Origin of the sequence: Shewanella sp. DAU305, assembly GCF_026802235.1 — a bacterium.
Classification (GTDB): Bacteria; Pseudomonadota; Gammaproteobacteria; order Enterobacterales; family Shewanellaceae; genus Shewanella; species Shewanella baltica.
Genome location: NZ_CP113808.1, coordinates 199,420 through 215,438, shown reverse-complemented (window position 1 = coordinate 215,438; position 16,019 = coordinate 199,420). Strand labels below are relative to the sequence as shown.

Genomic DNA, 16,019 nt, shown 5'->3' with positions numbered 1-16,019 from the left:
GGCTGTTATCTTTCATCCATCCGATGATCAAATAAAGGAGGCAGGAAATGGCGCATTTATCTAAGGTGCTCATCTCTAAAATGTTGATGTCGTTCATACTGATTTCCAGCATTCATCTTGCTGTGGCTAATGCCGCCGATGTGCCAAAGCCAAAATTAACCCTAGAGCAAAGAGCCGATAAGGCCCGTATAGACTCCCAACGATTAGAGCAGGCCCAACTAGAAAAGGCGCGCCAAGCGGCCAAAGAGACGGCAGAGCGAGAAGATAAAATCAAACAGCAGTCCCAAACCAATGATTGGGAGGCTCAGCAAAAACTCAAGGCGCAGAAACAGTTCGACGAAAGAGAAAGTCGCGAGCAAAAATATTTACGGGAAGCAAAAGAAGCCGCAGCAAAAGAGCGTAAAATCCCTAAGCCATAATCATGCCATCGACACAGTCGATTTCAGCTAGGCAGTGCGAGCATTATTTGTTGGCATTATGACTATTCTCATTACTATGCACCTTACTATCCTAGGAATTGTTGTTGAATATCTGCCCCTTATGCCATGGCACTGAATTACTCGCTTATCATCAGGATAAAAAGCGCGACTACCATCAATGCCAAATCTGCCAACTGGTGAGCGTGCTTCCCGAGTTTTATCTCTCGGCCGAGGCAGAAAAAGCCGAGTACGATAAACACGAGAATCATGCCAATGATCTTGGCTATCAAACCTTTTTAAATCGTACACTTGAGCCATTACTTAGCCGTGTTAGCACTTCGGCCCAAGGGCTCGATTTTGGCTGCGGCGAAGGCAAGGCGCTGAGTTTGATGGCAAAGGCGCGTGGCTATCACATCGATAATTACGACCTTTATTACGCCAACAATCCTGATGCCTTGGCTCGCCAATACGATTTTATTACCTTAACCGAAGTCATAGAGCATGTGAGCGATGCCGCAGGTTTGCTTGCCCAACTTGATAGGTTATTAAAACCCAACGGCATTTTGGCTGTGATGACTAAACGCGTACAAGATCAGACAGCATTTACCCGCTGGCACTATAAAAACGATCCCACCCACATCAACTTTTACGCCGAAGCGACCTTTGAGTGGCTCGCGCATCACTATGGCTGGCGACTCGAAATCATCGATAAAGACGTGGTGTTTTTGCATAAAGTAAATTAGTGCTTAGTGTCCTTAATGTCAGCGTGTATTTAGCCGCTATATGTCGTGAATTTAACACTGTGTTGCTGATTAAATTCTAATTTTTTGCACGGTAATCCAAATAATCAAAAGTTGATTATAGAATTAACGCATCAACTATTAAGCATTTCCACTTCAGTGACATGCAGCAAGTCCATTATCTAAATGCTCGAACGTGGTATCTGTTGTATAGGGCATACGAATGCCGCGATCATATAGATGTGAATAAGCGACCATGTCATGGACTGCTACTTTCGTGGCAGTGCTTAATCCTCTTTTAGGGCGAGAATTAAATACGGGCTCGTTAAAATCCGTGAATCAGACTTGCCTAGTCTGGTTCACGCGCTAAACACCGTCATTTTGCGTTGGCTTTGGGCTACACGGTTATGCCCAAAGTGTGTTTCGTAGTTTGAATGCTTTAATCAAAATCAAAGTCGTGGGGCTTCACCCCACACCCGACCAAGGAGGACTGCTCGTCCTATCCTCCTTGGATTCTCCAGGACGCCCCAACGGAGTTGAAAGCCCCTTGTGCTCATTGCCAAATTCGCTATCGCTTCCGAAGGATGCGTCCCTGCACCTGCGAAAGCTAGTCGGTCATCCATGACCGAACTCACGCAATTTGTCTATTCGCCCTGCGGCAACTCCGAGGGGAGGTGTATTCCTTGGAGTTTTGAGTCGTTAGATAGCGATTCATCAGCAAAAATAAGCGCGAAAAATGAGAAAGCTAAAAAGATATCAAGTAATTACCCATCAAACTGTATAAAAAACCGCTACCGCAAAAAAGCAAATTCCTATAGCATCATTTATACTCATTTACATGGATGTGGCAGTGGCCATATTTGAGATTTAGTCAACAAGCGATTTATGCCCTGCAAATAACGCAGGGCATAAATGCTAAGATGTTAGGTGTTTTAGTGGGGAATTTAGTTCGTGTTTAGTGCCGCGGATCACAACTTCATGGTTGATAGCATGAAGATAGTTGTTGACTCAATTGAGTCGAAGCTTAATGAACCTTTCTTTGCCGAGTTCAAAGAAATTGCGATTGAGGCAATATCTAAATACATCGCCGCAATCAAGAAATTTGAAGCATCAGGGACGAAGCATTATTTTTTTCCCAGCCAAGACAATGAGGCTGAAGAATTTATACGTTCGCACTTCTGCGAACTTGTCGACAAAATAGACGACAACAATGTGATTCAGGTCTTTGATGCGCTACGACACTCGTTTTCGTGTTATGCGTACAATGGACTCCATCAGCTTTATACTCGCCAAGAAAATGAATGCTGGCACCCTAAAATAAAGCTTACAGAAGTCTTGTCCCCAAACGACATTGAATCACTTGATAAAGAGCTAACCCTTTATCGTGGTTGCGATATTAGTGAGATCGAGAACAATTCTTTCGGTCAGGCTTGGACCACCTCATTACAGGTAGCCAGAGACTTTGCGTACACTCACTATCAACACCAAATCTGGTTTGCTGGAAATAGCAGGATCGTTTTAGAAGCAACATGCGCGAGGGATCAAATCCTGTTTTCAGAACAATCAATTGAGTATGAAGTAGTAGTTGATGCGAGCAAGTTGATTAATGTACGTAAACACACCTAATACTACAGCCGAGAGGGACAGCTGCTCCTAACTTCCACGTTATAAAACAAAGGTGATTCTTGATATTATATAAATATCTACATCCTGATCGCATAGATGTTTTGAAGAATAGGGCTATTCGTTTTTCTCCTCCTATTGCGTTCAACGACCCGTTTGAATTCAAACCAGTTATAAGCAGTATTGCGTCTGATGAGTATGTAAATGCTTATGTGGCAGAGAACTTAGAGAGTTTAGTTGAGTCCGAGTTGTCTAAAGTGCCGGAAGATGTTCTAAATTTAATCCCAAGATCTAAAGTTCAAGAGTTCGCCGTTTCATATTTTAAGAATAACCCGCTACTGTTTAGCTTCCTTATGAATAAGGCAAAAGAGCAGTTATCTACGATATTGTCTGAAAAGTCTAATGAGCTTATTGGCGTATTGAGTTTAACTGAAAAGCCAGATAATTTGCTCATGTGGTCTCACTATGCCGAATCGCATCGTGGGTACTGCATAGGTTTTAACTCCAATCATTCATTTTTCAATCGAAAGCGTTCTGAAAAGGACGAGTTCTATCATTTGAGGAAAGTAAAATATTTGGCCCATCGACCATCGAAGTCACTGGTTGATATGAATGGGACGGATATTTTTTTGCTAAAATCAAATGCTTGGGAGTACGAGCAAGAATGGAGAATGTGCGCTGTTTTACCTGACGCAGATACGACTATTAACTTTACTGCTGCTCCTGCTGTTCATTTGTTTAAATTTCCCGCTGATGCAATAGAGGAAATAATCGTAGGGGTTAACGCAGACTCTTCGTTAACTGAAAGCATAAAAAATATTATTGACCGTACCGAATTTAGTCACGTAAAGGTTAAGCAAGCTAGTGTCTCTGAAAAGGAATTCACTCTGTGTTTTATAGATTTATAACAAATAAGGATAGGCCGTGCGTAGCCGTGACCCATTTTTATGACGCTTGGCAAGTGTTGAACAAGCCCGAGGCTGGTTGTTGACACTTTGTTATTCAAATGGCTGGTTGAGAATTTGAGGGTCTAAAGGTCGTATTTTGAAAGTGACTTTTTGTGCAGACATGACGAGCCCTTAGCGAGCGAGCCAGTATTTTTGTAAATTTAGCGAGTCACCCAAAGTTAAAGCTGCTCTAGGTGTAAAGCTTATGCATGGCCGGAAAATGCGGGCTTTCAGATATACGCTGGGATTAACGGTATTAAGCGCTGCCATGGAAGTGACCGTTCGCCCCATGGACGGGGCGTTCGAGCATCCATGGAAGGACTGGCTGCGAGTCACTGGAATGACAGTGTTTAATCGCTGAAACAAGACTATGAATACTCCATTTACGAATAACTAAATACGGTTTTTGACCTCTTTAATGCCTGTGCCTTAAATTGACTTAGCAACTCAATTTATTAAATCTATTAACAATTCCTCAATGTCCGTGTAGTTTAGGTAGCTTATAAAAACAACAATAGGTTATCGCTATGACTTTACCCTCTGTATCACTTGCTGTATCAGTTATTTCAAAATCAGCAATCTCAAAGGCATTTGGCTCTAAATCCTCAGCAAACCAATCCCGTTTTTCCAAGACCTTACTCGCTTCGGCTTTAGCCTTGAGCTTTATGGGCGCGAGTTTGAGTTCGGCACAAGCAGCGACCAGTGTTATGCCGGATGCGGCTAAGTTGGCGGCAGGTGTGGAGCAAAAGGTGATCGACTGGCGCCGCGATTTACATCAACACCCTGAGTTGTCAAATCGTGAATTTCGCACCAGCAAGATTATTGAAAAACATTTGAAATCATTAGGTTTAGAAGTACAAACGGGTGTGGCGCATACGGGCGTGGTGGCTATCTTAAAAGGCGGAAAGCTGAAAGGTGGCAAGTCTGGTCCGTTGATTGCAATTCGGGCGGATATGGATGCTTTACCTGTTACTGAGGTGGTTGATGTACCCTTTGCCTCTAAAGCGACCGATACCTATCGAGATCAAAAGGTAGGGGTGATGCATGCCTGTGGGCACGATACCCATGTGGCGATGTTGATGGGCGTGGCTGAAAACCTCGTGAAAGTGAAAGATAGCCTCGCGGGTGATGTGATGTTTATCTTCCAACCTGCCGAAGAAGGCGCGCCAGACGGGGAAGAAGGCGGCGCGGAGTTAATGCTTAAAGAAGGGCTGTTTGCTAAGCGTAAACCTGACCAAGTGTTTGGTATGCATGTTACCTCTAGCATGCCGAGTGGCATGATTGGTGTGCGCAGTGGTCCGGCGATGGCGAGTGAAGATTCCTTTACGATCAAAGTGAAAGGCCGCCAAACCCATGGTTCTCGCCCTTGGAATGGGGTCGATCCTATTGTCGCTGCGGCGCAAATTATCACTAACGTGCAAACGATTGTCAGCCGTCAGGTGGATATCACTAAAGCCCCTGCCGTGGTGAGTTTTGGTGCGGTTAATGGTGGCATTCGCTCTAACATTATTCCCGATGAAGTCGAGCTGATTGGCACGATTCGCACCTTCGACCAGCCCATGCGCGCCGATATCAAAGTGCGTTTAGCTGAAATGGCCGAGTTATCGGCGAAAACGCTTGGTGCGAGTGCGACCACAGAGATCCACCCAGGTTATCCTGTCGTGGTGAATAATCCCGAATTAGTCGCCAGTATGAGGCCTGTGCTCGCCAGTGTGGTGGGCGATAAGATGCTGATTGAACCTGGGTTAATCACAGGTGCCGAAGACTTTTCTTATTACGCCTTAGAAGCGCCGGGGATGTTTTTCTTCCTTGGGGTGACGCCAAAGGGAACTGACCCTGAAACCGTAGCCAGCAATCATTCTCCGGCTTTTTATGTGGATGAAAGTGCGCTAAAAGTGGGGGTTGAGGCCATGACTAAAGTGGCGCTGACTGCGCTTAAGGCGCAATAAGTCGGACAGACGTTATTCCGTAAGCTCTTCGGTATAACTTGAGCTTACAAAAAATCGGCGCGGGATACGCTTTCTGCGCTTGATTTGTTAAACAATTTACCTCTATATGTGGATATTTACAGCAAGGAGCGAACAAGATGAAGCGCACGCTATCGGCTCTGGTATTGGCCATGGGACTTTTTAACCCCCTAAGCCAAACACAGGCCACCACGGCAGAAGACATTAAGAGTTTCACGCTAGATAACGGCATGAAAATCATGGTGCTAGAAGATGCCTCTATTCCCAATGCCAACATGTATTTGTTTTGGAAAGTCGGTTCACGTAACGAAGTGCCCGGCATTACCGGTATTTCGCACTTTTTCGAACACATGATGTTCAACGGTTCGAAAAAGTACGGTCCAAAAATGTTCGACCGCACTATGGAAGCCGCAGGTGGCGCGAACAATGCGTATACCACTGAAGACATGACGGTTTATACCGATTGGTTCCCTGCCAATGCGCTCGAAACTATGTTCGATCTCGAAGCCGACCGTATCGCAAACTTAGATATCAACCAAACTATGGTCGATAGCGAACGTGGCGTAGTGCAGTCGGAACGTTCCACTGGCTTAGAAAACTCTAACTGGAATGCCCTCGAAGGCGAAATTAAAGGTGTGGCGTTTTTAGCTCATCCTTATTCGTGGTCGGTGATCGGCCATGAGTCGGATATTGCCGCTTGGACGCTGGAAGATCTCGTGCAGTACCACAAAACCTATTATGCGCCGAACAATGCCGTGGTCGTGATTGCTGGTGATGTAAAGGTTGCCCAAGTTAAAGCCTTGGCCGACAAGTATTTTGCGCCTATTCCGGCACAAACTCCGCCTAAAGCAATTCGTACCGTAGAACCTGAGCAAAAGGGCGAGCGTCGTACCTTTGTGCAAAAGGCATCGGTGAGCACACCGAATGTGATGCTGGCATACCATATTCCGGCGGCGACTCACGCAGATTTTTATGCGCTGGATTTATTAAGCTCGATTTTGAGCCAAGGTAATAGCTCGCGTTTATATCAATCACTGGTTGATAAACAAGTGGCCTTAGAAGCGCAAACCTACATGCCGATGTCGGTCGACCCGAACCTCTTCTATGTGATGGGTGTTGCCACGCCTGAGGTGAAAGCCTCGACGCTGGAGCAGGCGCTGATTGAACAAATCGATTCGATTGCGACAACGGGTGTTACCCAGCAAGAGCTGGATAAAGTTAAAAATATCAAGTTGATGGATTTTTATCGTTCGATGGAAACCATTAATGGCAAGGCCAATACCATAGGCACCTATGAGATGTATTTTGGCAGTTATGACAAGCTATTTAATGCGCCAGAAGCCTATAACAAGGTGACGCCAGCGGATATTCAACGTGTTGCCCAAACCTACTTACGTAAATCGAATCGCACTGTAGCTGTGCTGGCAGCAAACGAGGAGATCTCTCAATGAAATCAACGGCAGCGAAATCGATGGCAATGAAATCGACAGCAATGAAATCACTTAAGATGGCATCAATCGGAAAACCTTCTAAGTTAATGGCCGCATTAGCCCTAGGCACAAGTTTAGCCTTAGCGGGTTGTGCTACGACATCGGCGCCGAAACGCGTTGAAACTGGCAGCTTTGTGATGCCAAGTTACGACAAGTTTGTACTGGATAACGGCTTAACTGTGTATTTAATGCCGCAGCGCGAAGTGCCTTTAGTCACCTTAAATGCCGTGGTACGTGCGGGGGCTGTCAATGACACCACTGCAGGCGTGGCGCAAATGACGGCAGAAGGTTTGTTGTTAGGGGCGGCGGGTAAATCTAAGGCGGATATCGAGCAGCAAGTGGATTTTCTCGGTGCAAGTTTAGGCGCGGAAGCGGATAAAGAAGGCAGCTATCTCAGCGCCGATTTTATGGCGAAAGACACTGATGTCATGCTGGGCTTATTTAGCGCGGCGATGTTAACGCCAGACTTTGACGCCGCCGAGTTCGATAAACTCAAGCAACGCGCGATTGCGGGATTACAGCAAGATAAAGAAAGCCCACGGGCTGTGATTGGCCGTTACTTCGATAAGCTGGTATTTGGTGCCCATCCTTATGGTAATGCGGCTTCGGGTAACAGCGATTCGCTTGAGCAAGTGACAGTGTCGCAACTGCGCGCTTTCCATAAGAGTTACTACCAACCGGCCAATACAGCGATTACCGTCGTGGGTGACTTTGATGTTGCTGCGATGAAGGCCAAGCTGACACAAACCTTTGGTCAGTGGAAAGGCAGCGAAAAGTTGGTGCAGCCTGACTTAAATCAAGGCTTGCCTCAGTTAACTGCGGCTAAAGTTTTGCTGGTGGATAAACCCGATGCCATCGAAACCACCTTTGTGATCGGCGGTTTAGGCATTAGTCGTGACAATCCAGACTATGTTGGTTTAACGGTAGTGAACACTATTTTAGGTGGTCGTTTTACCTCTTGGCTTAACGACGAGCTGCGGGTAAACGCAGGCTTAACCTATGGCGCACGCTCAGGTTTTAGCCCTTATACCGACTCGGGTGTGTTTACTATCAGCACTTTCACTAAGACGGAAACCACTCAAGAAGCGATTGATCTCGCACTGAAAACCTATGCTCGTTTATGGGAGAAAGGCGTAGATCAAACCACCTTAGATTCGGCTAAAGCCTATGTGAAAGGTCAGTTCCCACCTAAGTTTGAAACATCAGGCCAACTGGCGGGATTGTTGTCAGGCATGTATCTGTATGGCTTCGATGATAAGTTTATCAATGAGTTCCAAGCTAAGGTGGATGGTTTGACCTTAGAAGAAACCCAAAGACTGGTGAAAACTTACTTCCCGCAAAAAGATCTGCAATTTGTGCTGATTGGCAACGCGGCTAAGATTGCACCTATCGCCGCTAAGTATGGCAAAGTGCAAACCGTGGATATTAAAGCCACGGGCTTTGGCCAATAAGCTCAGTCATTTCAAGCTAAGTCATTTCAAACTAAGGCGTTAGCCTACGCTTTAGTTTAAGTAAACCCATTAAAAAGGTCTGCATTGCAGACCTTTTTTGTCTCTTATGGATGGCGTTTAACGCGCGCCAGGTTCGGCAAAGTGGGTCATCCACTTCTTCACTTCGTTATACCAGTAGACTGAGTTATTAGGCTTCATAATCCAGTGATTTTCATCGGGGAAATAAATCATCCGCGATTCAACATGTCGACTTTGCAGGGTATGAAACAGCTCGAACCCTTGGGTCGCCGGCACTAAGTAATCGAGTTGACCATGACTGACTAAGGTTGGAGTGTTGAAGTTAGCCGCAAAGTAATGGGGCGAAATGGCTTTATACAGTTCTGGATTATCCCAATAGTAGCCAAATCGGGTGCTGTGTACGGCAAAGTCCGACGCCATTTGTGCATACATGTCGTAGACCGCAGCATGGATCAATAGCGCTTTAAAGGGATGCGGCTGACCTAAAATAATCGAGGTCAGGTAACCACCATAACTTGCACCACCCGCCACCATGCGATCACTGTCTATCCAGCTTTGTTGTTTAAACCAGTCTGCCGCCTTGAGCACATCCTCAAGGGGTTTTGTCTTCCAATCGGGATTGATGGAATCGGCAAATTCCTGACCAAAGCCGCTCGAACCGTGGAAGTTTGGCCACGCAGTGACATAACCCCAAGAGGCAAAGGTTTGCGCGTTCCAACGGTAATGGAAACCGTCGGTAATGGCATTGTGTGGACCGCCGTGGACGAGCATAAACAATGGGTATTTTTTGCTGCGATCAAACCCTGCGGGATAGTGAACCCACATTTGAATATCTTTACCTTGATAGCCTTTGTAGGTAACTGATTCATAAGTGCCTAGGTCAACATCTTTAAGAATATCGTCGTTAAAGTTTTCTAGGCGTTCAATCTTACCATTGCGAGGATTGATGCTGACCAAGCGAGCGGGATACAAAAAGCTCTGATTGGTGGCAATCAGTTCGCCGTCTTTGCCTATGGCGGGTTGGCTAAAATCGGTTGCCTCTGTGATGGCTTTTACTTTGCCGTTCTTGGCATCGATAGAGTAAATACGGTTTGTGGCGGCGTCCTCCACTGTGGCATAAAAGCCCTTATTGTCGGGTGTCCAACTGAATTGAGAGACTGAACGGTCCCAGTCAGATGTGAGTGTTGTGAGTTTACGGCTGTCGATATCCAGCAGCATCAGCCTTGAGGTATCGGCGTAGAAACCGGGAATTTTCTGGCGGGTAAAGGCGAGCGTTTTACCGTTAGGGCTAAAGCTAGGATTCAGATCCGGCGCTTGATTATCTGCGGTGAGATTTTCGGCCTTGTTGTCTCCAATCGCAGCGAGAAATATATCAATTTTAGGATCGACTTTATTCTCTGAACCATAGGCGTTGAAGGCAATCCAGCGCTCATTGGGGGAAACATCATAGCTTGCACTGCTTTGGTCTGAGCGTGGTAATTCATGGCCCGCAGGTTGGGTGATGTTTTCGACATTACCGCCCTTGGCCGGAATTCTAAATACGTGGGCTTGGCGACGTTCATCTAACCAGTGATCAAATTGGGAATAGGGTAAGGTGTTCCATTGATGGGCAGAAACCTTATTGTCTGTATCTGTGGCGAGCTGGGTTTTCATTTCTTCCCAGCTTTGATTAGGGAAGATATTGCTGATGAAATACAGATGCTTGCCAACCCACTTAATGCTGTTAACGCCTGTGGGAATATCGGTTAAGCGCTGCGCTTCACCCGGACCATCCATCGGCAGCAGGTAAATTTGGCTCGCCTCGTCTTCATTGCGCTTACTTACAAATGCCAAGGTTTTGCCGTCGGGGGAAAACACGGGTTCGCTCACCCTTAAACCTTTGGCAGTGATGGCTCGGTTTTGCTTGCCATCGAAACGCCACAGCTGGGTTGAGCCTTTATCCGTTTTGAGATCGTACTCTGTGACTGGCGCGATAATGTGCTCGCCCGTGGGGGAGACAATCGGGCTACCGATACGTTTGAGTTGCCAAAGCAATTCTGCTGAGAGTGGTTTGCCCTGTTCTGCAAATGCCGAGCTAAAGGGTATCAGTAAGCAGAGTAATAAAATGCCTGTCTTCTTCACTATGAGTCTCCTTGTGATACAAACAGTTACTAGAATTATGATGTTGCGTATTTTTGCTAAGTGGCAAGTTAGCATGAAAACCCGCCATGCCTGAATAAGCTGTTATGTAAGCAACTGTGAATCTTTGTTGGGCATCTCAGCTCAAAAGTGGTTGATCTAGGCGCTAAAAAATCAGGCTAACGACAATACCAAAGCGCTCATTCCGTCGTAAAAGGAATCGTTTGTGATGGGGGATTTGTCGATTGATGCTTTTAACGCTAATGTATTGATCTGTTTCGGGTAGGTGCTAGAGATATGCCGCTTAAAATCGACCGTTTGAACCTTATGCTGGGTCTTACCATTGTACTGAGTGTGTTTTCGTCCTCCTCAGTTATGGCCGCTAAGGTCAGTTTCAAGGAATTTTGTCCACAATTGGTGGGGCAATGGGCGGGTGATGCTGCCAAGGCGGGGGAAATTCCGAAAAAAGTGGCCGTTACGGGCTTTTGCTCCCACGATCAGCGCCAGTTGATTTTATCTGTGAGTATCGGCACGCGGGCGCCCTTTAGCGAAACTTGGTGGTTTAGGGAACAAGGCGACCAAGTATTACTGACCTATTACGATGGTGTGGCGGAAGATAAACAGCAAGTCTTTAGTTTATATCGACAAAATGGGGATTATTCCCTGCTAGGGGAAGGCGTTGTTAATGCGAGACCCGCGTTGATCCAGTTACTCTTCGATGCTCAAACTCAAACTCAAACTCAAACTCAAACTCAAACTCAAACTCAGGCTCAAAATCAAGCGGGTGGATGGCAATGGACGCAGAATATTCAATATTTAGACGATGATATCGACCGCTATCAGCTGTTTCGTGGGATAGAGATGACGCCTGTCGCGCCATCTCATTAAGCCGACTTATTCATACTCGGCAATACGCAACTCACTTTGGGACAAAAGCGTGCTGCGTTTTACGCGGAATTATCTTCATTTCGGATAAACAAAAATAATCCTAATAGCTGAACTGTGGGTAGTGGTGAGCTTAAGGATGTAATGCTTGGCTTGACGCTTTACCTTTACACCAATGTCCGCTGTGATGTTGCTTCTTGAATTCACACATTGCATCCCAACGGCCGCTTATACCACTGTATTGACGACGAAACTCTTTGGCTGAAGTAAGCCAAGCATCGGGCGAAATGCCTAATTCATTGAGCAGTTTGGGCCGTTGATTATCGATATAGCCTTTTTTATCAAGGCGTATGGCTCTGCCAGTCCAATCTATGAGTTCGAGATAATCGGCAAAATGAAACGGAATGCCCGTTTGCTGCCTTAGATGTGTTGAACCATCAAATTTAGTGAGGGATTGGTGTGTTGTTTGCGGTCGTTTATTTACAGATTGAGCCAGTGTGTTAACTGAGGGGAAAGCGACATTTTGCGGGTCTAGCGAGTTAATTCGCTCCTGAATCGATGTAAAATCAGAGGATTGCAAAGAGTCGGCAATGCCCGCTCTAATTGGATTTAAATCGACGTACATCATACAAGCCAGCAGAGCTTGCTCATCTAACAGTGCTTGCGACTTAAATCGGCCTTCCCAAAAGGCACCTTTGCACTCATCTTCACGATTGGCCTTACGGGCAATTTCTTCATTTAAACAGCGCATAAACCAGCTGATACTACTCAATCGTTCATGCCACTCGGTAATTAAGCTATCGAGTAACATCACTTCACCGTCGATTAAGGTTTCACCATTCATATACTTAGTCGCGACAGCGTGGCCTTTAGTGATTTGACACCAGCGGCTGATAATGTCTTTTTGCGTTAACGATTTGGCCTTATCGGGATCAATTTTAAGCACTAAATGATAGTGGTTACTCATCACCGCATAGGCGCAGATATCAATGCAGAATATCGCAGATAATGCCTTAATTTTATCCACAATCCAGCCGCGTCTATGTTCATAGCTTCGCCCCGTGAGTTTATCTTCACCACATAAAAAAGCCCTACGAACACAGCGATTTATCACATGATAGAAGGGCGTTGCATTAGCATCAATTAGCTGTCTTCTGGCCGAGGTCATCACAAACTCCACACAGACAAAATCAAGATAATTTAAAGCCTAGGTGAAGGTGCTGAAAAACACAAAAAGATGTGACTGTCCCCGCTATTCTGCTATTCTTTTTAGAAGCATTTATACAAACCACATTAATGGGCAAGTAAAATAAATGAGTCTATGACGTGAATACACGCTGATTTAACTGTCATGATTTTATTGTTCACTTTCCACAAACGAAGACCAAAAGGGTATTCAACCAGCTCCATAGAAAAAGTAAACATTTGAGGATATCCGCCAGTATCGATCGCTCGAATATGGCCATCACCACTTTTATAAAACTTTACTTCCAACCCGCCCCTTTGGACAGAGAAGCCAGAGTTTTCATTCCTAATAGTAATTTTAGCTTTGCTATCTGCCTTGGAGTTTATCTTCTCAGCTATTTTCTCGATATTATTTTTACACTTTTCAAGTGTAGCTGTTGTATCACCAACTAAATGAGATCTTGGATTACCAAATTGCATCCTTGGAAGAGTTTTTGATTTCAACTTAATCAGAGGTAGAACTATGCAGTAAGATGAAACCTGTCGTATTAGAGCCTCCATAAGAGCGCCCATTAATTGAATAACCTTGATAGGATAAGTAGCCATCCTTTTTAGAAACCAAACAGGCTTCATTAAATAAAAACCTATATATTTCCCGCTAATGCCATTATAAATACCGATTTCAGGCTGTTTTAATGATTTGGTAGCTTCTTTCCTGATAACCGCATTATCTAATAAGGAGTATTCGATGATTCCATTTGGGTCTTCTTGGCTGTTATTCCCCTTAAAGTAATATGGTGAAAAAGTGCCAACAGTCCTCCAGCCCTTCTTAGGAAGATAATAGAGCAAATCCATTTTTAAGCTTCCTTCAGGGTTTATGGCGGCGCCCATATATTTTTCAGTCTTAAATTCGATAACAATATTTTTAGTTGATCGCCCTAAAATAGAAACAGGAGAAAATGAGTGAAATTCATCTTTTTCAAAAGATGAAGATATACTTGGCAACCGCTCAAGTACATTCTCAGCATAAAGCATATATCCAGAAGGTAAAGTCGCTCTTGAGTCATATACCCTTACTGCGAAATCATCAATCCGCCCAATTTTATTTCTTCCATTGATGGCTTCAATTTTCAATATGAGAGATTCAAGAGATCTTCCCTTAATAGTTGGATGCTTCTCTTCAGTTTTATAACGGAAAAATAACCTATTTGAAATATTCAATCTTGGTTTAAATTTCAAGATGTAATTATCGAAGAAAACAAAAAAACCTAAGAAACCACCAATCATACCAACGACTGAGCTTAGTACCTTTAAGAAATCTAAATTTAAAAAATTATCTAAATTCAAAATCAATTCCATATTTAGCTTCTAACGCCCGGCTAAGGGGTTGACAACGCACCGCCGAACTTAAAAAACACACTGTAAACACTGAACTGAAATTTTGCACTAAAGTCGCCAAGCGTTGGCAATCCCTCTTGAGCCGTTTGTTAGGCCAACAGATTGACAACGATACTTTAAAAACCCAAGAACAAGGCTTGTTTGAAAACTGAAAACCAACTAAGCGATTCATTTATAAACCAAAATCTAAAATCAGCAAAGAAACCCAAAAACTCAAATTGAGCGATTTGGAAGAAAAGTGACGAGCGTAGCATGCTCGGCGGACGTTTGGATGCTGAAGGTTATTTTGCCGATAAATTCACAGCGAAAAGCAACCCAACGCGATCAAGAGACAACAAATATGTGATGACGATTTATTGCTTAAGTTAAGCCACACAAAGCATGGAATTTACCGTTCAATTTCAACTCGATTTAGCTGATAAAAACTCACTTTGCCTAACATTTTATTAGTGCGCATGCGCGTTTACCTCATTAGACCAGTGAAAACGCACACAGTTAACTACCTGTATAAAAAGAACTTATCAGCTTTTTATCAAATACACCATCCGGAAAAACGCGCATGCGCGTTTTCCAAACCTATTAACTAATTTTGGAAAAGTATATACAAATGATTTTAAAGGGTTTTGTTAATTTTAGGCTGGATAAACGCGCAAACTAATGAGCGTAAAACACTCAAAAGCATCTAAATTTAAATACGACTGTATACCCATACATTGTTAGTCGCTTTACGCTAGGGCCAAACATTAGGTAAATGGATGAGATTTTGTATGGCAACAAGAGTAGGAGTTTTCTATTGAGCCAACGAACCGAAACAAGGAATGGGGCAAAAAGCTTTTAGCCGGATGAGCAGTTCAATAGTCGTTAAGATTGGCATTGTTGCAACTGTGACCGTTGGCGGCATGGATGCCGACGTCGAGCCCTCATGAATGAGTTTATGGCGTGTCACAGGGGAAACAATGACAATTCACTCAGTACAACTAATGATAAAGCTAACTTGCTTTGGGCAATATCTTTTAGCCAGATGAACAGTTCAATGGTCGTTAAGATTACCATTGTTGCAACAGTGGCCGTTGGCAGTATGTCATTGGGAAAGCAATGACAATTAACGCGTCATGCGCGTCACTAAACTGTCTTGCTTTCGGGCTGAATTGAGTTAACGCAATCTTTCGGGGTTGATGGCTTAGTGATTGGAATATTGGTTAAGTTCAGCCTAATCCAAATCAGTATTCCTAGGTATTAAATTGCGCCTTCAAACCCAAGCTGGCGCCAGGCTTCATAGCTGATAATCGCCACAGCATTTGACAGATTCAAACTACGGCTGGTGGCCGCCATCGGAATACGCAGTCTCTGCTCGGTCGGGATCGATTCGATAATCGCCATCGGCAAGCCGCGGGTTTCAGGGCCAAATAGCAGCACATCATCTTTTGCAAAACTCAGCTCAGTATGCGGACGACTGCCTTTAGTGGTGCAGGCCATAATGCGCTTACCAGCCATAGCTTCGAGGAAGGCATCGAAGTCTTTGTGGCGAGTTACATTGGTTAAGTCGGCATAATCTAAACCAGCGCGGCGTAACTTTTTCTCTTCTAGATCAAAACCTAATGGCTCAATCAAATGCAGCTGACAACCGTTGTTGGCGCATAAGCGAATGATATTACCTGTGTTAGGTGCGATTTCTGGCTCATAGAGTGCGATATGGAACATGCTGGCCCGCCTATAGAAAAATGACGGCTGATTATACGGTAAACGGCGGCTAAGCGCAGTGACAGAGTGATGCTTTA

13 protein-coding genes are annotated in these 16,019 nt (G+C 44.6%); 9 read left to right on the top strand and 4 right to left on the bottom strand.

What is annotated here, in order from left to right:
* The first annotated feature begins 47 nt into the window (after positions 1–47).
* The 8 genes from OX890_RS00875 (at position 48) to OX890_RS00840 (ending at position 8,637) form a co-directional block, all read left to right on the top strand.
* Positions 48–419 carry a hypothetical protein gene (locus OX890_RS00875; protein ID WP_268649938.1) on the top strand — a complete coding sequence of 124 codons (372 nt, stop codon included), beginning with the start codon at positions 48–50 and terminating at the stop codon, positions 417–419.
* 104 nt (positions 420–523) lie between these two features.
* Positions 524–1,162 (top strand): methyltransferase domain-containing protein, encoded by a 639-nt coding sequence (locus OX890_RS00870; RefSeq protein WP_268649937.1) that lies wholly within the window; start codon positions 524–526, stop codon positions 1,160–1,162.
* Positions 1,163–2,149: 987 nt separating this feature from the next.
* Positions 2,150–2,785: a hypothetical protein gene (locus OX890_RS00865; protein WP_126493127.1), complete on the top strand. Its 636-nt coding sequence runs from the start codon at positions 2,150–2,152 to the stop codon at positions 2,783–2,785.
* A 59-nt stretch (positions 2,786–2,844) separates the two neighbouring features.
* Entirely contained in the window at positions 2,845–3,690 is an 846-nt protein-coding gene (locus OX890_RS00860) for a DUF2971 domain-containing protein (protein ID WP_232005131.1), read from the top strand.
* A gap of 259 nt (positions 3,691–3,949) precedes the next feature.
* Complete coding sequence (locus OX890_RS00855) at positions 3,950–4,090, top strand: hypothetical protein (RefSeq protein ID WP_172599540.1); 141 nt, start codon at positions 3,950–3,952, stop codon at positions 4,088–4,090.
* A 166-nt stretch (positions 4,091–4,256) separates the two neighbouring features.
* Complete coding sequence (locus tag OX890_RS00850) at positions 4,257–5,678, top strand: amidohydrolase (protein WP_268649936.1); 1,422 nt, start codon at positions 4,257–4,259, stop codon at positions 5,676–5,678.
* A gap of 137 nt (positions 5,679–5,815) precedes the next feature.
* Positions 5,816–7,147 carry a M16 family metallopeptidase gene (locus OX890_RS00845; RefSeq protein ID WP_268649935.1) on the top strand — a complete coding sequence of 444 codons (1,332 nt, stop codon included), beginning with the start codon at positions 5,816–5,818 and terminating at the stop codon, positions 7,145–7,147.
* Positions 7,148–7,173: 26 nt separating this feature from the next.
* A complete protein-coding gene (locus OX890_RS00840) occupies positions 7,174–8,637 on the top strand; it encodes a M16 family metallopeptidase (protein WP_432367873.1) in 1,464 nt (487 codons plus the stop codon).
* 117 nt (positions 8,638–8,754) lie between these two features.
* Here the strand turns inward: OX890_RS00840 and OX890_RS00835 are convergent, their stop codons facing one another.
* Positions 8,755–10,776, bottom strand: coding sequence for a S9 family peptidase (locus tag OX890_RS00835; protein ID WP_268649933.1), 2,022 nt, complete (start codon positions 10,774–10,776; stop codon positions 8,755–8,757).
* Positions 10,777–11,070: 294 nt separating this feature from the next.
* Between OX890_RS00835 and OX890_RS00830 the strand changes: the two genes are divergently transcribed.
* Entirely contained in the window at positions 11,071–11,661 is a 591-nt protein-coding gene (locus OX890_RS00830) for a hypothetical protein (protein WP_268649932.1), read from the top strand.
* A 130-nt stretch (positions 11,662–11,791) separates the two neighbouring features.
* Here OX890_RS00830 and OX890_RS00825 read toward each other — a convergent pair whose 3' ends face one another.
* The 3 genes from OX890_RS00825 to trmL form a co-directional block, all read right to left on the bottom strand.
* Entirely contained in the window at positions 11,792–12,826 is a 1,035-nt protein-coding gene (locus OX890_RS00825; protein ID WP_268649931.1) for a transposase, read from the bottom strand.
* Between the two features lie 125 nt (positions 12,827–12,951).
* Complete coding sequence (locus OX890_RS00820) at positions 12,952–14,202, bottom strand: hypothetical protein (RefSeq protein ID WP_268649930.1); 1,251 nt, start codon at positions 14,200–14,202, stop codon at positions 12,952–12,954.
* 1,275 nt (positions 14,203–15,477) lie between these two features.
* On the bottom strand, positions 15,478–15,942 hold the full coding sequence (trmL, locus tag OX890_RS00815) for a tRNA (uridine(34)/cytosine(34)/5-carboxymethylaminomethyluridine(34)-2'-O)-methyltransferase TrmL (RefSeq protein ID WP_113940306.1): 465 nt from the start codon (positions 15,940–15,942) through the stop codon (positions 15,478–15,480).
* Positions 15,943–16,019: the final 77 nt, after the last annotated feature.

Coding starts and splice junctions, on each gene's coding strand:
- OX890_RS00875 (WP_268649938.1), top strand. CDS start 48: ATGGCGCATTTATCTAAGGTGCTCATCTCTAAAATGTTGATGTCGTTC.
- OX890_RS00865 (WP_126493127.1), top strand. CDS start 2,150: ATGAAGATAGTTGTTGACTCAATTGAGTCGAAGCTTAATGAACCTTTC.
- OX890_RS00855 (WP_172599540.1), top strand. CDS start 3,950: ATGCGGGCTTTCAGATATACGCTGGGATTAACGGTATTAAGCGCTGCC.
- OX890_RS00850 (WP_268649936.1), top strand. CDS start 4,257: ATGACTTTACCCTCTGTATCACTTGCTGTATCAGTTATTTCAAAATCA.
- OX890_RS00845 (WP_268649935.1), top strand. CDS start 5,816: ATGAAGCGCACGCTATCGGCTCTGGTATTGGCCATGGGACTTTTTAAC.
- OX890_RS00840 (WP_432367873.1), top strand. CDS start 7,174: ATGAAATCGACAGCAATGAAATCACTTAAGATGGCATCAATCGGAAAA.
- OX890_RS00830 (WP_268649932.1), top strand. CDS start 11,071: ATGCCGCTTAAAATCGACCGTTTGAACCTTATGCTGGGTCTTACCATT.
- OX890_RS00825 (WP_268649931.1), bottom strand. CDS start 12,826: ATGACCTCGGCCAGAAGACAGCTAATTGATGCTAATGCAACGCCCTTC.
- OX890_RS00820 (WP_268649930.1), bottom strand. CDS start 14,202: ATGGAATTGATTTTGAATTTAGATAATTTTTTAAATTTAGATTTCTTA.
- trmL (WP_113940306.1), bottom strand. CDS start 15,942: ATGTTCCATATCGCACTCTATGAGCCAGAAATCGCACCTAACACAGGT.